Annotated in this window: 13 protein-coding genes; all 13 read right to left on the bottom strand. The window is 41.6% G+C overall.

The genetic code is table 11. The features are described 5' to 3' along the window. Positions 1-45 precede the first annotated feature (45 nt). The 13 genes from pknB to A6749_RS21140 all read right to left on the bottom strand — a co-directional run bounded on the left by pknB (position 46) and on the right by A6749_RS21140 (position 15,450). The gene (gene pknB, locus A6749_RS21200) at positions 46-2,022 is read right to left on the bottom strand and encodes a Stk1 family PASTA domain-containing Ser/Thr kinase (protein ID WP_066395941.1); all 1,977 of its coding nucleotides are present in this window, start codon (positions 2,020-2,022) and stop codon (positions 46-48) included. Then, positions 2,023-2,775, bottom strand: a complete 753-nt coding sequence (locus tag A6749_RS21195) for a Stp1/IreP family PP2C-type Ser/Thr phosphatase (RefSeq protein WP_066395939.1) — start codon at positions 2,773-2,775, stop codon at positions 2,023-2,025. Positions 2,776-2,779: 4 nt separating this feature from the next. Further along, positions 2,780-3,871, bottom strand: coding sequence for a dual-specificity RNA methyltransferase RlmN (gene rlmN, locus A6749_RS21190; protein ID WP_066395936.1), 1,092 nt, complete (start codon positions 3,869-3,871; stop codon positions 2,780-2,782). A gap of 131 nt (positions 3,872-4,002) precedes the next feature. Next, positions 4,003-5,352 carry a 16S rRNA (cytosine(967)-C(5))-methyltransferase RsmB gene (gene rsmB / locus A6749_RS21185; protein WP_066395928.1) on the bottom strand — a complete coding sequence of 450 codons (1,350 nt, stop codon included), beginning with the start codon at positions 5,350-5,352 and terminating at the stop codon, positions 4,003-4,005. Between the two features lies 1 nt (position 5,353). Beyond that, complete coding sequence (fmt, locus tag A6749_RS21180; RefSeq protein WP_066395923.1) at positions 5,354-6,301, bottom strand: methionyl-tRNA formyltransferase; 948 nt, start codon at positions 6,299-6,301, stop codon at positions 5,354-5,356. After that, complete coding sequence (gene def / locus A6749_RS21175; protein ID WP_066395919.1) at positions 6,298-6,783, bottom strand: peptide deformylase; 486 nt, start codon at positions 6,781-6,783, stop codon at positions 6,298-6,300. The genes fmt and def overlap by 4 nt, the downstream gene beginning before the upstream one ends. 66 nt (positions 6,784-6,849) lie before the next feature. Beyond that, positions 6,850-9,261 carry a primosomal protein N' gene (gene priA / locus A6749_RS21170; RefSeq protein ID WP_066395910.1) on the bottom strand — a complete coding sequence of 804 codons (2,412 nt, stop codon included), beginning with the start codon at positions 9,259-9,261 and terminating at the stop codon, positions 6,850-6,852. Next, entirely contained in the window at positions 9,248-10,471 is a 1,224-nt protein-coding gene (gene coaBC, locus A6749_RS21165) for a bifunctional phosphopantothenoylcysteine decarboxylase/phosphopantothenate--cysteine ligase CoaBC (RefSeq protein ID WP_066395904.1), read from the bottom strand. The genes priA and coaBC overlap by 14 nt, the downstream gene beginning before the upstream one ends. A 158-nt stretch (positions 10,472-10,629) precedes the next feature. Then, entirely contained in the window at positions 10,630-10,851 is a 222-nt protein-coding gene (rpoZ, locus tag A6749_RS21160; protein WP_066395895.1) for a DNA-directed RNA polymerase subunit omega, read from the bottom strand. Between the two features lie 2 nt (positions 10,852-10,853). After that, positions 10,854-11,468 carry a guanylate kinase gene (gene gmk, locus A6749_RS21155; protein WP_066395893.1) on the bottom strand — a complete coding sequence of 205 codons (615 nt, stop codon included), beginning with the start codon at positions 11,466-11,468 and terminating at the stop codon, positions 10,854-10,856. Positions 11,469-11,478: 10 nt separating this feature from the next. Beyond that, a complete protein-coding gene (remA, locus tag A6749_RS21150; RefSeq protein WP_066395890.1) occupies positions 11,479-11,742 on the bottom strand; it encodes an extracellular matrix/biofilm regulator RemA in 264 nt (87 codons plus the stop codon). A 60-nt stretch (positions 11,743-11,802) separates the two neighbouring features. After that, positions 11,803-12,678, bottom strand: coding sequence for a YicC/YloC family endoribonuclease (locus tag A6749_RS21145; protein ID WP_066395887.1), 876 nt, complete (start codon positions 12,676-12,678; stop codon positions 11,803-11,805). A 93-nt stretch (positions 12,679-12,771) separates the two neighbouring features. Then, a complete protein-coding gene (locus A6749_RS21140; protein ID WP_066395883.1) occupies positions 12,772-15,450 on the bottom strand; it encodes a calcium-translocating P-type ATPase, SERCA-type in 2,679 nt (892 codons plus the stop codon). Positions 15,451-15,635: the final 185 nt, after the last annotated feature.

The raw sequence follows: 15,635 nt of genomic DNA, 5'->3' as shown, positions 1-15,635 counted from the left end.
CTAATGATTGCTATCAAACTCAATTTATAAAATAACCTGCGAAATTTAGTCAATATCTGAATAATTTATAACTTCTTCCGTAAAGACGCTATTATCCTTCATAATCCGGTAACCGGCTTTTTTGCCGTATGGAATTGTTAATTCAATAGTTATTTTTTTCGTTTCTTTCATCGTAAACGTATCTGAAGGTTCTGTCATTGTCCGGTTCATATCATCAATATAAACCACAACATGTTCTTCCTTATCAGGGTTTTCCGGGTCAGGCTCATATGGAATCGTGATTTCTTTCACTACCTTTTTAGGCGGTTTTTCCCCTTTGGAGATCACCACAGTTACCTTATCACCCTTTTTAAGCTCGGTGCCCTCTTTTGGCGATTGGGAAATAATCATACCAGATGGAACTTTGTCATCATATTGTTCCTGTGTGGCATCCAAGGTCAGTCCTACCGATGCGGCATAGTCTTGGGCCCCTTTTAAACTATATTGGGTTAAATCCCTTAATACTATGGATTCCGGTCCCTGGCTGACTTCAAATTCCAGGGTTGTATCTTCAGGGACAACCTTTTCTCCATCAGGGTAATTTTGGCTTAGAATAGTTCCAGGTTCACTATCATCATGCTTCTCTATTTTCTTTATATATTTAAAATTATCATTTGCCAATAAACGAGTCACTTCGTCATAATTACGCCCAACGTAATTAGACAATTCGAACTTTTCCTTACCCAAGCTGATATAAATAGAAATAGCTGCTTTTTCCTTCACCGTTTCACCGGCTGCTGGATTGGTTTTAATGACCAAACCTTCTTTCACTTCGTCATCGGTTATTTCAATTTTTTCATCAATCGAAAAACCTTCCAGCTTTAATTTTGAAATGGCATCATCTGCTGCCATTCCGCTGACGTCAGGAACTTTAACATCCTTCGCAGCGAGTATTCCCGGTAGAAATAATGCGGATAATACTCCTAAAACACCTAAAATTAGAAATATAGAAATGATAACAATAGGCCATTTCTTTCTTTTTTTATTTTTATTTTGCTCTTTACTGCTCTTTTCTGTATCGGCGGGTTTATCTGGTACTTTATCATTGCTATGAACTAATGTTTCATCTAAATTTTTCAATGGTTTATCATTTGTTATGATCGGAATTGCTTTCGTTGCTTCATCATCATCAGGAATGTTAAATTTTGGTTCATTCATCCTCTCCGGGTCGAGGGCCGTCCTTAAGTCCTCTTCCATTTCGTCAACAGTGTTATAACGATGAAATGGGTCCTTAGCGGTAGCCTTTAACACGATATTTTCGACACTTTGGGGAATGTTTGGATTCCAGCGACGTACTGATGGTGTTTCTGATTGCAAGTGCTTCAAGGCAATCGAAACTGCCGATTCTCCTGAAAAAGGGAGCCTGCCGGTTACCAGCTCAAACATTACAATTCCCAAAGAATAAATATCTGATTTTCGATTTGCCATACCGCCTCGTGCCTGCTCCGGTGACAAATAATGAACTGATCCTAAAACCGAATTCGTTTGTGTGATCGCTGTGGCGCTTAGGGCCATCGCAATACCAAAATCAGTAATTTTCACATTTCCAGAATGGTCGATCAAAATATTATGCGGTTTAATATCGCGATGAATAATATGATTATGGTGAGCATGGGAAATCGCTGATGCCAATTGTCTCATTATCCCGATTGCTTCTTCTACTCTTAATGGCGAGTTTTGTTGTATGTATTGCTTGAGTGTTTGGCCATCAACATACTCCATAACAATATAATAGAGCTCATTTTCTTCCCCGACATCATAAATATTAACGATATTCGGATGGGCAAGGCTTGTAGCAGATTGAGCTTCCCGATGAAACCGTCTGATAAACTCTTCGTCATTTGCAAAGTCAAGCCGCAGCATTTTTACAGCTACATCTCGGTCAAGAATCATATCATGTGCCAAATAAACATTGGCCATGCCGCCGCCGCCAATGATATTTAAGATTTTATAGCGGCCGCTTAGACGTTTACCAATCATCATTTAAACATCACCCCGAAAGCCTTCGGAAAACTCCGCAATCACCAAGGTAATGTTATCTTCCCCTCCGCTGTCATTAGCAATCGTAACCAGCGTTTCGGCTTTCTCCTCAAGCTCATCTTGATTTAACAGGATTTCCGCCATTTCTGTTTCAGAAACTTTATTGGATAGACCATCAGAACATAATAACAGAATATCTCCCTCTTCAAAAATAATCGTTTTAATATCCATCTCAACCATTTTTTCAGTTCCTAAAGCCCGGAGTAATACATTCTTTCTTGGGTGATGCTCCGCATCTTCCTTTGAAATTTGCCCTGTCCTTACTAATTCGTTTACAAGCGAATGATCCTCTGTAATCTGCTTAAATCCAGATTCATTTAAAATATATCCTCTGCTATCCCCAATATTCGCTAACGTTGCAAAGCGGTCAGTCGTAATCGCTGCAACAATTGTAGTACCCATACCATCACATTCAGAATTATTTACAGCATGTTCTAAGAGCACATCATTTACTAAAGTGATCTGCTCTTTAAGCCATTTTTCGGCATCATCTGCCGTTAAAATCCCCTTCGTTTCTTCCCATTCCTTTTTTAAATAGGAAACACTCATTTCACTTGCAACATCACCTGCACGGTGACCGCCCATGCCATCTGCTACAATGGCCAGGCGGCAGCCGTCCTGATTGACAAAGACCCCGCCGGCATCTTCATTATGAAGACGAACCTTCCCTTTGTCCGTTTTAAATACCGCTTTCATACCTTCACCTCGTCTCCTCTTTTCGCTCCTTTGCACGAAGCTGGCCGCATGCCGCATCAATGTCGTGACCCTGCTCGCGGCGAATCGTTACATTAATGCCGCGATTTTTTAATGTCTTTTCAAATGCGAAAATCTTTTCTTTTGGAGTCCGTACATAATCTCTTTCCGGTACGTAATTCACAGGAATCAGATTCACATGGCATTTAAGGCCTTTAACTAAGTCAGCTAATTCTTCAGCATGTTCGGTTGAATCATTGACACCGCCAAAAAGGCCATATTCAAAGCTTATACGGCGCCCTGTCTTATCGATATAATACCTTACAGCTTTCATTAAGTCATCAAGTTTATATGCCTTATTTATCGGCATTAATCTTGTACGTAATTCAGTATTGGGAGCGTGCAGTGAGATTGCAAAGTTAATTTGCATGTTCTCGTCGGCAAATTTATAGATTTTCGGTATAATCCCGCTTGTTGAGACAGTAATATGGCGTGCTCCGATATTTAACGATTTGTCATGGTTGACGATTTTCAAAAATGCCATCATGTTATCGTAATTGTCAAACGGCTCACCAATTCCCATAATGACAACTGAACTAACCCGCTCATCGGATTCGTCCAGTGCTTTTTGTACTTTAACAACTTGGGCAACAATTTCACCAGCTTCTAGATGGCGCTTTAAACCGCCAAGAGTGGAGGCACAAAAGGAACAGCCAATCCGGCAGCCGACTTGTGTCGTCACACAAACGGAATTCCCGTATTCGTGGCGCATCAGCACCGTTTCAATCGAATAGCCGTCATGAAGTTCAAACAAGAATTTGATGGTTCCATCGGATGATGTTTGCTGAATGACTGTATTTAATGTCGTGATTTCAAATTGGGTTGCAAGCTTTTCTCTAAGTCCCTTTGATAAGTTGCTCATATCCTCGAAAGCAGTTTCACGCTTTTTATATAACCAATCGAATATTTGTTCTGCCCGAAAAGGCTTTTCGCCGTTTTCCTGAAGCCATTCTTTTAATTCATGCAGCTGCAATGAATAGATTGATTTTTTCTTTTCTGTCTCGCTTGTCTTTGTCTCAGTTGTAGGTAAGTGTTCCAACTGTTACACCTTCTTTCTCTTGTCTAGCTTCAGCGCCTAGGGGCTTGCTGGGTCTACAGCCAATCCGTCAAGAAGGTTATGGAACAACCTTCTCGCCGGCTCGTCTAGCCCCGCGCCCCTGGGCAAGGCGCTTACACTTTTCTTAATGCTGCGATATAAAATCCATCAGAGCCAAAATCCTGCGGGAATATTTGCAGGTCATATCCAGAAATTAGCGGTTGAATTGCTTCTGGCATACGTTGTTTAAATGACAAATCTCCTTCAAAATCCGGATTATTTTCTAAAAATGTCTTTACTGTGTCTTCATTTTCTTGTTTATCTACTGTACAGGTACTATATACAAGAACGCCGCCTTTTTTCAATAAAGGCGCTACTGACGTTAGCAGCTCTTGTTGAATGCTGCTTAACCGTTCTATATCTTTTTCCGCTTTCGTATATTTCATGTCAGGCTTTCTTCTCATCACCCCAAGGCCAGAGCATGGAGCATCAAGCAGGATTCGATTGAATGACTCATCCTTGAACTTTTCTTGTATATCTCTTGAGTCGGAAACATTTGTTTTTATATTGGACAGCCCTAACCGGCGGGCATTTTCATTAATTAATTTTACTTTATGCTGATGCAGATCAACCGAAATTACTTCACCAGTATTATTCATTTTTTCAGCGATATGCGTACTTTTCCCTCCAGGGGCTGCACAAGCATCAAGGATAAATTCGTTTTCCATAGCCCCTAATGCATAGGCAGCAAGCATCGAGCTTTCATCTTGAATCGTTAACATTCCATATTTAAAGGCAATTGTGGAAGCCAAATTTCCCTTTAACGACCTAATTGCCTCAGGAATGATCGAGCTTTTTTCGATTTCAAAACCATCCTCTTCCAGAATCGCTGCACATTCATCTCGGGTAATCTTTGTAAGATTAATCCTAGCTGTTTGCATTGGTGCTGTTAAATTCATTTCACACATTTCTTTTGTTTTGTCATAACCAAATTGGTTAACCCATCGGTTCACAAGCCATAATGGGTGACTCGTTTCAAGTGACAATCTTTCGATTCGGTCAGGAACCTCATTAAAAGATGGAAGTCCTTTTCGTTGAATGCTTCTTAATACTCCATTTACCAAACTGGCTATCCCTTTATGCCCGCGGCTTTTAGCAATTTCCACTGCTTCATAAATAGCTGCCCTGTCTGGAATGCGATCGAGGTAAACCATTTGATACAAGGTGAGTCTTAATAAATGATGAATCCAATTTGCTAACTTTTTATTGTCTTTAATGAATGGCTGTAAAAAGAAGTCGAGCGCCATCCGTCGTTGTAATGTCCCATATGTCAATTCCGTTAGTAAGCCAATGTCGATAGGAGATAATTGATTTTTTTCTATTACATTGTTTAGCAGCAAATTACTGTAGGATTGGTTTTTCTCAATAGTGACAAGGAGATCCATTGCTATCTCTCGTACATTCTTTTTTGTTTTTATCGTCATATTATTCTCCTAATTTACTGCCTGCGGTAAGTTTTGCGCCAGCTCCTCGTAAAAATTGCTCGGTTTTCATTTTGGTTTTTCCGGAAGGCTGCAGCTCAATTATTTTAATGGCGGTATCATTTCCGCTTTGAACAATCAATCCATCTGGTGCTATTTCAATAATTTTCCCAGGCTCGCCTGCGGTTGAGGCATTTCGCAACTTCTCAGCCTGCCAAATTTTCACCACTTGCCCATTTAATGTTGTAAAGGCCACCGGCCAAGGATTCAAACCGCGGATGTGATTGTAGATTTCTTCACCCGATTTGCTCCAATTGATTTTTTCTTGCTCTCTTTTTATATTTGGAGCAAAGGTAGCTTGTGCGTCATTTTGCGGAATTGGTGTCAGACTGCCTTCCAAAAGCTTTGGCAATGTTTCTGATAACAATTTTGCCCCCGCGGCGCTTAACTTATCATGTAATGTCCCGACGTTATCCTCTTCAGTTATCGGAACCTCAATAACCGTTAATATATCGCCTGCATCCAGTTTTTCCGCCATATACATTATCGTGATGCCTGTTTTTTCCTTGCCTTGGAGAATCGCATAATGGATCGGAGCGCCTCCGCGAAGCTCAGGCAACAGGGAGGCATGGACATTGATACAACCATGTTTTGGAGCATCAAGCAATTCCTTCGGTAAAATTTGTCCAAATGCTGCTGTAACAATTAAGTCCGGTTGTAGGGCAAGGATTTTTTCCAGTTCCTCGTGTTCACGAATCTTTTCCGGCTGAAATACAGGAATATTATGCTTTAATGCCTCTACCTTTACAGGTGGTGGTGTTAAAACCTTTTTCCGTCCGACCGGTCTGTCCGGCTGAGTAACAACCCCAATAATTTCATAGCCATCGTGAATAATTTGCTGCAAGACCGAGACAGAAAAATCCGGTGTACCCATAAAAACTATCCTTGTCATTCACTATCTTCTCCTTCAAGCTCATCTTCCTCGAGATATCTGGTGACTTTCGAAGTAAATAAGATCCCGTTAAGATGATCAATTTCATGCTGAATCGCCCTGGCAAGGAAGCCTTCCGCTTCCAGCGTAAATTTTCTGCCTTTCCGATCGAGCGCTTCAATTTTGACAAAATTGGGCCTTGTCACCTCACCATATAATCCGGGAAAGCTTAAACAGCCTTCGGGCCCAGTTTGTTCACCTTCTTGTTGTAATATTTGGGGATTAATCATTTCAATCGTACCTGATTCATCATCAATATCAACAATCGCAACTCTTGCATCCAAGCCAATTTGCGGCGCTGCAAGACCCACCCCGTCAAATTCAATCATTGTGTCATACATATCATCCAGCATTTTTGCAAGCTTTTTATCAAACTTGACTACCTCTTTACATTTCTGCTCAAGGATTTCTGCCGGATAGTTTACAATTTTTCGTATCGCCAAAATAGTTCCTCCGTCATGCTCCATCATATATAATATGAGGCTGGTTAATTTTCATTTTCGCCCAGATTACATTAAGATAAACGGGTTAATATCAATCGAAACCAGCAGACCATTTTTTGTCTCTTTTTGATACTGGTCAAGTATTTTCTTCAAGATTCTGGTTAAGTTCGGTTCCCGCTTGTATTTTATCAGACATTGATATCGATATCTATTATTAATCCTTGGGATTGGTGATGCCGCCGGTCCAAGAATCACTGCTTGGTTAGAAACTTGCGAACGAACATAATGCACTATTTTCTCTGTTTCCGCTACCACCGTCATTAAATGTTCATGTGTTAATGTAATCAGGGCTAAATAGTAAAACGGCGGATAATGATGAAGTTTCCGTATCATCATTTCCCTTTGATAAAACAGATCATAGTTTTGCGTACCGGCGAGTTCTATGCTGTAATGCTCTGGGGTATAGGTTTGGATCACAACTTCACCGGGCAATTGATGTCTTCCAGCCCGGCCGCTAACTTGTGTCAATAGTTGAAAGGTTTTTTCCGATGAGCGAAAATCAGGTAAATGAAGCATGGTATCGGCCGACAAAACCCCAACGAGGGTAATATTAGGGAAATCCAATCCTTTGGCAATCATTTGTGTCCCCAATAAAATATCAGCTTTTCCTTCTTGAAACTCCTTTAATAATCGTTCATGTGATCCTTTTCTCCCGGTGGTATCGACATCCATGCGAATAACCCTGGCTTCGGGAAGAATTTTCCCAAGTTCCTCTTCGACTTTTTGCGTTCCAGTGCCAAAATAACGGATATATTCACTTGAACATTCCGGGCAGACTTTAGGTATATGACTTTCATAACCGCAATAGTGACATTTCATCCGGCTTCCGGCACGATGGTAGGTCAGCGAAATATCGCAGTTTGGACAATTAACGACGTAACCACAATCGCGGCACATAACAAACGATGAGTGCCCTCGCTTGTTTAAAAATAAGACGGACTGCTGCCCCTTTTCAATCCTGTCCTTCAACATATCAAAAAGCTTTCGCGAGAACATCGACCGATTTCCGGCACGAAGCTCTTCACGCATATCGATAATGTCTACAGCAGGCAGCGGCCGCTCATTCATCCTGCTTGACAGCGTCAGCAAATGATAAACCTTTTTTTGCGCTCTAGCAAATGACTCCAAAGAAGGGGTGGCACTGCCCAGCACGACTGGACATTGATATGTTTTCGCCCTTTCAATCGCCACATCGCGGGCATGATAGCGCGGCATATCCTCCTGTTTGTAGCTTGTTTCATGCTCTTCATCAATAATAATAATGCCGATGTTTTCAAACGGAGCAAAAATTGCCGACCGAGCACCGACAACTACCTTTACTTCTTTGCGCTGAATTTTACGCCACTCATCATACTTTTCCCCGGCGGAAAGACCGCTGTGCAGCACTGCAACCAAATCACCGAAGCGTCCTTTAAAACGATTGACCATCTGCGGTGTTAAGGAAATTTCTGGAACAAGCACAATTGCTTCCTGCCCTTTTTCTATGACCTTTTGGATGGATTGAAGATAAATTTCGGTTTTCCCGCTGCCTGTAACCCCATAGAGTAAAAATACTTCATGCTTCTGACTCTCGATGGATGCATGAATGGGTTTAATCGCAGCTGCTTGGGCATTCGTTAACGGCAATGGGTATGTGTGCTCAAATGTACGATGCTCGAATGGATTACGGTATACCTCCATTTCCTCTTCGAAAAGAAGTTTTTTCGCAACTAGAGCCTTAACCGTGGCGGCTGAGGCATTGGTTTCTTGCAGCAGCTTTCGTAATTCCATTGGATTAGGATGATCGATAAAGTAATCTAAAACCTGCTTTTGTTTTTCAGCATTAGCCTGAATTTTTTCCTTTTCAACAGCTAGCTCAGCAGCACTAAAAAGCGGACCGACAAATTTCACCTGCTTTTTCCTAACCCTTTCCTTGACAACATAAACGACTTCAAGTTTTCCTTTCGCTGCCTCCTGCTGCAAAACAGACACTAAACCATCCTTTAGTGCTTCCTCCCAATCAAGACTCTTATGGTTGGTAAAATAAGGTTTAATCTTCTGCGGCAGGCATTCTGCCTTCATCCCCGGAGCAAGTCTAACCATTTTTTCATACTTTGCTTTTAAAGCAGCAGGGAGCATTGCTTGATAAGCAAAAATTTTAAAACATAACGTCGTTTCCGTTAACCATTCACCTAGATGCAATAACTCCTTATTTAATACCGGTTCAAGGTCCATCGGTTCAATCATTTCCCGCAGCTGTTTTACCTCCGAGCCGGCTTTAATGTCCGTTACAAACCCTTGGATTTTTCTTGGACCAAACGGAACTACTATTCTCATCCCAGGTTGAATCACATTTTCCCATTCTTTTGGAATGATGTAGTCAAATGGCCGGTCCGTTTGTTTTGTTGGAACATCGACAATCACATTAGCGATTTTCATTTCTTCCCATTTCCTTCAAAAGTGAGGTAGCTTCAATCATGATTCTCTCCGCAACGGCCGCTTTTGACATAATCGGCAATTCTAAAGCAGTACCGTCGCGTTTAAATAAGGTAACTATATTTGTATCGGTTCCAAACCCGGCCCCTTCGGCCTTTACATTATTTGCGACAATCATGTCAGCATTTTTCTTTTCTAGTTTTTTCTGAGCGTATTCCGCAACATTGTTTGTTTCTGCTGCGAAACCGATGAGCACCTGATTCTTTTTTCTTTTCCCAAGCTCAAGCAGAATATCCTTTGTCCTTTCAAGCTCAAGGATACTGTCACCAGCTTGTTTTTTTACCTTATGATCGTACGCCTGTTTAGGACGGTAGTCAGCAACTGCCGCTGTCTTAATGACGAGATCCGCTAGATCGAAAAACTCAAGAACGGTGTTGTACATTTCTTCAGCACTTTCCACTTTAATAACTTCTATTCCTTTTGGACTTTCTAAATGGACAGGACCCGACACTAAAACAACCCGGGCCCCCTGCTTTTTCGCCTCCTCGGCGATAGCATAGCCCATTTTCCCGCTGGAATGATTGGTGATATACCGCACCGGGTCAATTTTTTCTCGTGTTGGTCCCGCTGTAATTAACACTGTTTTTCCCTTTAAAGGCTGGTTGTTTTTATTAGTAAAATATTGCTTCATAATTTCTACAATTTTCTCCGGCTCCTCTAAACGTCCTTTACCAACGTAGCCGCAGGCAAGATACCCCTCACTTGGCTCAATAAATTGATAGCCGTACTCCGCCAATATGGAAAGGTTCTTTTTAACGGCAGGATGGTCATACATATGGACATTCATCGCAGGGGCGACCCACACCGGAGCGGTGGTCGCAAGTAACGTCGTAGTAATCATATTATCCGCGATTCCTCCCGCTAATTTTGCGATTGTATTTGCCGTTGCCGGGGCAACAAGGATCAAGTCAGCCCAATCAGCCAGATCAATATGGGCGATGACCTGCGGATTTTTTTCGTCAAAGGTATCCGTATAAACCTCGTTGCGGGATAATGCCTGAAAGGTTAGTGGGGTAACAAACTTTGCCGCTGATTCGCTTAAAATAACTTTGACACTGGCCCCTGCTTGGATAAGCTTACTTGTCAAAGCTGCAGCCTTGTAGACAGCGATTCCCCCCGTTACGCATAATAATATTTTCTTTTCCATAACCATCATCAAATCCCCCACGTTTCTTTCTTATTTCTATTATGATGGAACAAAAAAAATTTTTCACTAATTTTCCTTTGCATTCGACATAAAAATCCAAATAAAAAAGGCTGACGTTGAAGGATGTCAGACCTTGATTATCGTTTAAGTATAATTAAATGTAATTATGAGTTTGCAGGTGTTTCTGCTTTTTTGGCAATTCGATACGTAAGTTCCCCGCTATAAATTTCCTCGAGCGCTTTGCCTACATATTTATAGGAAACATACTTTGGCAGCCTTTCATCTTTTTCCACCTGCATGACTCTGGCACGCTTTGCCGCAACAGATACTAGCGAATATTTTGAATCAATCTTTTCTAATAATGAATCAATCGATGGATATAACATTCTTACTCAACCTCCAGCAATTTTTTGTAGACATGTTCTACTCTTTCACGGCGGCAATGTTCTGCCACCACAATCGATTTAATCCGCTCACATGCGAGCTCCACTTGATCATTAACAACGACGTAATCATACAATTCCATCATTTCTATTTCTTCACGGGCAGTTAACATTCGATTATGAATGATGTCTTCAGTCTCTGTCCCCCTGGTGACAATCCGATTTTTCAATTCGGACAGGCTTGGCGGCATAAGGAAAATAAATAGGCCTTCAGGGAACTTTTCACGGACTTGACGAGCACCTTTAACTTCAATCTCAAGAAATACGTCCTTCCCTTCATCAAGCGTCTGCCGAACGTAATCGACCGGTGTACCATAATAGTTGCCTACGAACTCGGCATACTCGAGAAGTTTCCCATTCCTGATTAAGGTCTCAAATTCCTCTCTCGTTCTGAAGAAATAATCTATCCCATCCACCTCGCCTTCACGTGGTTTACGGGTAGTGACCGAAATCGAGTATTCAAACGCAGTATCTTCCTGCGAAAAGATTTCCTTTCTAACCGTCCCTTTTCCCACCCCAGATGGCCCGGAAAGTACAATGAGTAATCCTTTTTCCTGCATTTAAAAAATCCTACCCTTCCTCAATAGTCTCATCACGGTCCGTTAAACGATGGGCAACCGTTTCCGGCTGTACAGCTGATAGAATAACATGATCGCTGTCCATCACAATTACCGCCCGGGTTCGCCTCCCGTAAGTTGCATCTATCAATGACCCACGGTCCCGTGCATCTTGAATAATTCTTTTGATTGGCGCAGACTCCGGACTGACAATTGAAATAATTCGATTAGCCGAAACAATATTTCCAAATCCAATATTGATTAATTTAATCCCCATAGTAACCATCCAATCATCAATAATAATATTTTGACCGTGTCAATCTGTTTGTAAACCATTCTACTCGATATTTTGTACTTGTTCCTTCAGCTTTTCAAGCAAGCTTTTCATTTCCACTACTTTTTTAGCAATGTTTGAATCATTTGCCTTCGAACCGATTGTATTAGCCTCGCGGTTCATTTCCTGAACAAGAAAATCTAGTTTTCTTCCAATTGGTTCCGGAACATGCAAGGTTTGAAGAAATTGCACAATATGACTTTTTAACCTGATGATTTCTTCATTGATATCGGCCTTTTCGGCAAAAATGGCAACCTCAGTTAAAATTCTCGCGTCATCTAATTGTCCATTCAAATAGTCCTGCATTCTCTTTGTCACACGTTCTTTATACAACTGGACAACAATTGGAGCATATTCCTCTAGTTCCGTCACAATCGCTTCCAGCTCGGCTATTATTGCCTCCAGGTCAATTTTTAGTTCCTTCCCCTCGGACAATCGCATTTGTTTAAGCTGCATGACAGCTGCTTCAACTGCCCGCAGAACTAACTCCTCAAACCCTTCATTTTCAGCTTCATTTTCTTCAATATGTATTAGCTCTTTATGGCTGAGCAAATCTTGAATAGTGACTGTTCCTTCAATTCCGTACATGCTTCGGGCTTGCTTAATAAATTGATAGTAATCATCGAGCAGCTGCCAATCAACATGGATTTTACGGGTAACAACTCCTTCACCCTCCAGGCTGACATATGCTTCTACTCTGCCGCGGCGAATATGTTCGTTTATTTTCTTTTTTATTTTATCTTCAATCGTTAACAGCTGCCTTGGCATCCGTATATTCATTTCACAAAAACGATGATTCACGGTTTTTATTTCGACATTTACTATAAAAGCATCCGACTCTGCCTTTCCTCTTCCAAAGCCCGTCATACTAATTACCATTTACTTGCACATCCATTCTTTGAAAGGCTATTTAAGGTAAAAAATCCAAAAGGTAATAGCATGAATCTATTACCTTTTGGATTATAACATACTTTATTTTGTTTTTCTTAACAAAAATGAACCTGCTAGTAAAAAAGTTGGAATTGAAGATAAACCTAGAATTAACAGCCAATCTTCTGCTTCTATTGGCAATGTGTGGAATACCGGTTGTAATGGCGGGTAATAAATAACTGCAAACATTAAGGCCATTGAAGAAATAACAGCCCAAACAAGATATTTGTTTCCAAATGGGTTTCTTGATAATACTGAGATTTCACTGCGACAGTCAAAGACATGAATCAGCTGCGCCATAACAAGGGTTGCAAAGGCAATTGTCTGTGCATACTCTAATTCATTCGGATCGTCGTGGTAGGCGATTATGAAAGCAATTAATGTAACAATACCGATTAAAAACCCGCGTGATATTACCTTCCAGCCCAAACCGCGGGAGAAGACCCCTTCATTCGGACTTCTAGGTCCGCGCTTCATAACATTTTCCTCCGGCTGATCCAATCCAAGAGCCATGGCCGGCAATCCGTCCGTCACTAAATTGACCCAAAGAATTTGAATCGGTACTAATGGCAAAGGCATTCCCAAGATCATCGCAAATAACATCACCAAAATTTCTCCAACATTAGATGCGAGCAGATAACGGACAAATTTGCGGATATTTTCATAAATATTTCTGCCTTCTTTAATCGCAGCCTTTATAGTAGCAAAGTTATCATCCAACAAAACAAGTGAAGAGGCCTCTTTGGCTACATCGGTCCCAGTAATCCCCATAGCTACGCCGATGTCGGCCGCTTTAATGGCTGGTGCGTCATTTACACCGTCACCTGTCATTGCTACAATATGACCGCGATTTTGCAGTGCTTTTACAATTTTTAATTTATGCTCAGGGGAAACTCGGGCAAATACGGATACATCTTCAACAACAGCCTCAAGCTCATCCACTGACATTTGTGATAGTTCTTTCCCCTCGATTACCTTGCTCTTCTTCGTAAGGATCCCCAGCTGGGTTGCGATAGCTTTTGCGGTAATGACATGGTCGCCTGTAATCATGACCGTTTTTATCCCCGCTGCCTTACATTCCGCTACTGCATCCTTCACTTCCGGTCTTGGCGGGTCGATCATACCTTGTATCCCGATTAACGTCAGCTTATTCTCTGCTTCCTGCTCACTTAAAATGATCGTATTGGATGAAATCGGTTTAAACGCAATCGCAATCGTTCTTAGAGCATTAGATGCCAATTGATTGACGGCATTCTGAACCTTAGTCTGCTTATCTTGGTTTATGAATTGGCTTCTTCCATCCCAGAGCACTGATTCACAAATCCCAAGTACAACATCCGGGGCACCTTTTGTGACGATAAAATGCCTTCCTTGCCTATCCTTCACATGAATACTCATCATTTTCCTTGCTGAATCAAACGGAAATTCTTTTATAATCGTAAATTCTTCCAATAACCTCGAACGGTTGAACCCAGCTTTCATAGCACTTACTAGCAATGCCCCCTCTGTCGGGTCTCCGTCAAGAATATACTCATCTTCCTCTTGGTAAATTTCTGAATGGTTGCACAACATCCCGAAAATAAGCATTTGCTGTAACGCTTTTTCCTCTTTCGGATTAACTTTTTGTTTATTCCGGTAAAAATCACCTGTTGGCTGGTAGCCGATTCCATCAACTGACCATGTCTGTTCACCGCTCCATAAATGTGTAACTGTCATTTTGTTTTGCGTCATCGTTCCCGTCTTATCAGAGCAGATCACAGAGGCACAGCCCAATGTTTCAACAGCGGGGAGCTTCCGGACGATCGCCTTTTGCCTGATCATCTTTTGAACCCCGAGCGATAATGCCACTGTCACGATTGCTGGAAGTCCTTCAGGTATGGCAGCTACTGCTAATGATACCCCGGCAAGGAACATTTCATATATTTCATGGCCCCTCATAATCCCAATAACAACAACCAGGACTGTCAGAAATAAAGCAACGGTTATTAAAATTTTCCCTAACTGCTCAAGGCGCCTTTGCAAAGGAGTCTCTTGTGATTCAGCACTTTGCAGCAGTCCGGCAATTTGCCCCATTGCTGTTTTCATTCCTGTTGCCATGACAACGCCAACTCCGCTGCCGCGGGTTACCATCGTACCCATAAAAGCGGTATTTTCCATATCGCCAATCCCTGGATTTGGATTCGTTAAACAATCAGTATGCTTTGCTACCGGAACCGACTCACCAGTCAACGCCGACTCTTCAATTTCTAAACTGTTTGATTCTATAACACGGACATCCGCACCAATTCTATCACCGCTAGAAAACTTCAAAATATCCCCGAGGACAATTTCCTTTGACGGAACCTTCGTCCAATGTCCGTCTCTTAGTACAGAAACCTGCGGAGCTGATAATTCCTTTAAAGCCTGAAGTGATTTCTCCGCCCGTCTTTCTTGGTAGAAGCCAAGAATCCCATTTAAAATAACAATCGCGATGATTGCAACGGCATCGATATATTCGCCAAGCAGCCCGGAAATCAAGGTAGCCGCAAGGAGTACCAAAACCATAAAATCTTTAAATTGACTGAAGAATAGCAGCAAAGCAGATTGCTTTTCGCCTTCCGCTAATTCATTATACCCGTGCCGCCTTGTCCTTTCCTTCACTTCCTCTGTTGTTAACCCCGTTGAAAAGTCGGTTTCTAAGGCCTTTTCTACTTGTTTGATCTCCATCTCATGGAACTTCATCCGACCATCTCACTTCCCCCTTGTATCGACTCTAATGTAAAGGATTAAACATGTGTTTCCGTTAATCCTTGTAGGCTGACCTCTAAAGAAAGCTTATTCAGGGTCGTCCAAAAAAATGCTAGGGATTCATTCGTTAGTGTAAAATAAGACAGAATTTAATAAAGTAGGATATAATGTAAGCATTA

Source organism: Neobacillus mesonae (assembly GCF_001636315.1).
Taxonomy (GTDB): Bacteria; Bacillota; Bacilli; order Bacillales; family Cytobacillaceae; genus Neobacillus; species Neobacillus mesonae.
Note: the sequence above shows the minus strand (reverse complement) of the source record. Positions and strands in the feature narration are given on the sequence as shown.

What these genes read in the sequence shown, in the direction of transcription:
- fmt (WP_066395923.1), bottom strand. Translation starts at nt 6,301, where the DNA reads ATGACAAGGATAGTTTTTATGGGTACACCGGATTTTTCTGTCTCGGTC.
- rpoZ (WP_066395895.1), bottom strand. Translation starts at nt 10,851, where the DNA reads ATGTTATATCCATCGATTGATTCATTATTAGAAAAGATTGATTCAAAA.
- coaBC (WP_066395904.1), bottom strand. Translation starts at nt 10,471, where the DNA reads ATGGTTATGGAAAAGAAAATATTATTATGCGTAACGGGGGGAATCGCT.
- A6749_RS21145 (WP_066395887.1), bottom strand. Translation starts at nt 12,678, where the DNA reads ATGGTAATTAGTATGACGGGCTTTGGAAGAGGAAAGGCAGAGTCGGAT.
- remA (WP_066395890.1), bottom strand. Translation starts at nt 11,742, where the DNA reads ATGGGGATTAAATTAATCAATATTGGATTTGGAAATATTGTTTCGGCT.
- pknB (WP_066395941.1), bottom strand. Translation starts at nt 2,022, where the DNA reads ATGATGATTGGTAAACGTCTAAGCGGCCGCTATAAAATCTTAAATATC.
- A6749_RS21195 (WP_066395939.1), bottom strand. Translation starts at nt 2,775, where the DNA reads ATGAAAGCGGTATTTAAAACGGACAAAGGGAAGGTTCGTCTTCATAAT.
- rsmB (WP_066395928.1), bottom strand. Translation starts at nt 5,352, where the DNA reads ATGACGATAAAAACAAAAAAGAATGTACGAGAGATAGCAATGGATCTC.
- A6749_RS21140 (WP_066395883.1), bottom strand. Translation starts at nt 15,450, where the DNA reads ATGAAGTTCCATGAGATGGAGATCAAACAAGTAGAAAAGGCCTTAGAA.
- priA (WP_066395910.1), bottom strand. Translation starts at nt 9,261, where the DNA reads ATGAAAATCGCTAATGTGATTGTCGATGTTCCAACAAAACAAACGGAC.
- gmk (WP_066395893.1), bottom strand. Translation starts at nt 11,468, where the DNA reads ATGCAGGAAAAAGGATTACTCATTGTACTTTCCGGGCCATCTGGGGTG.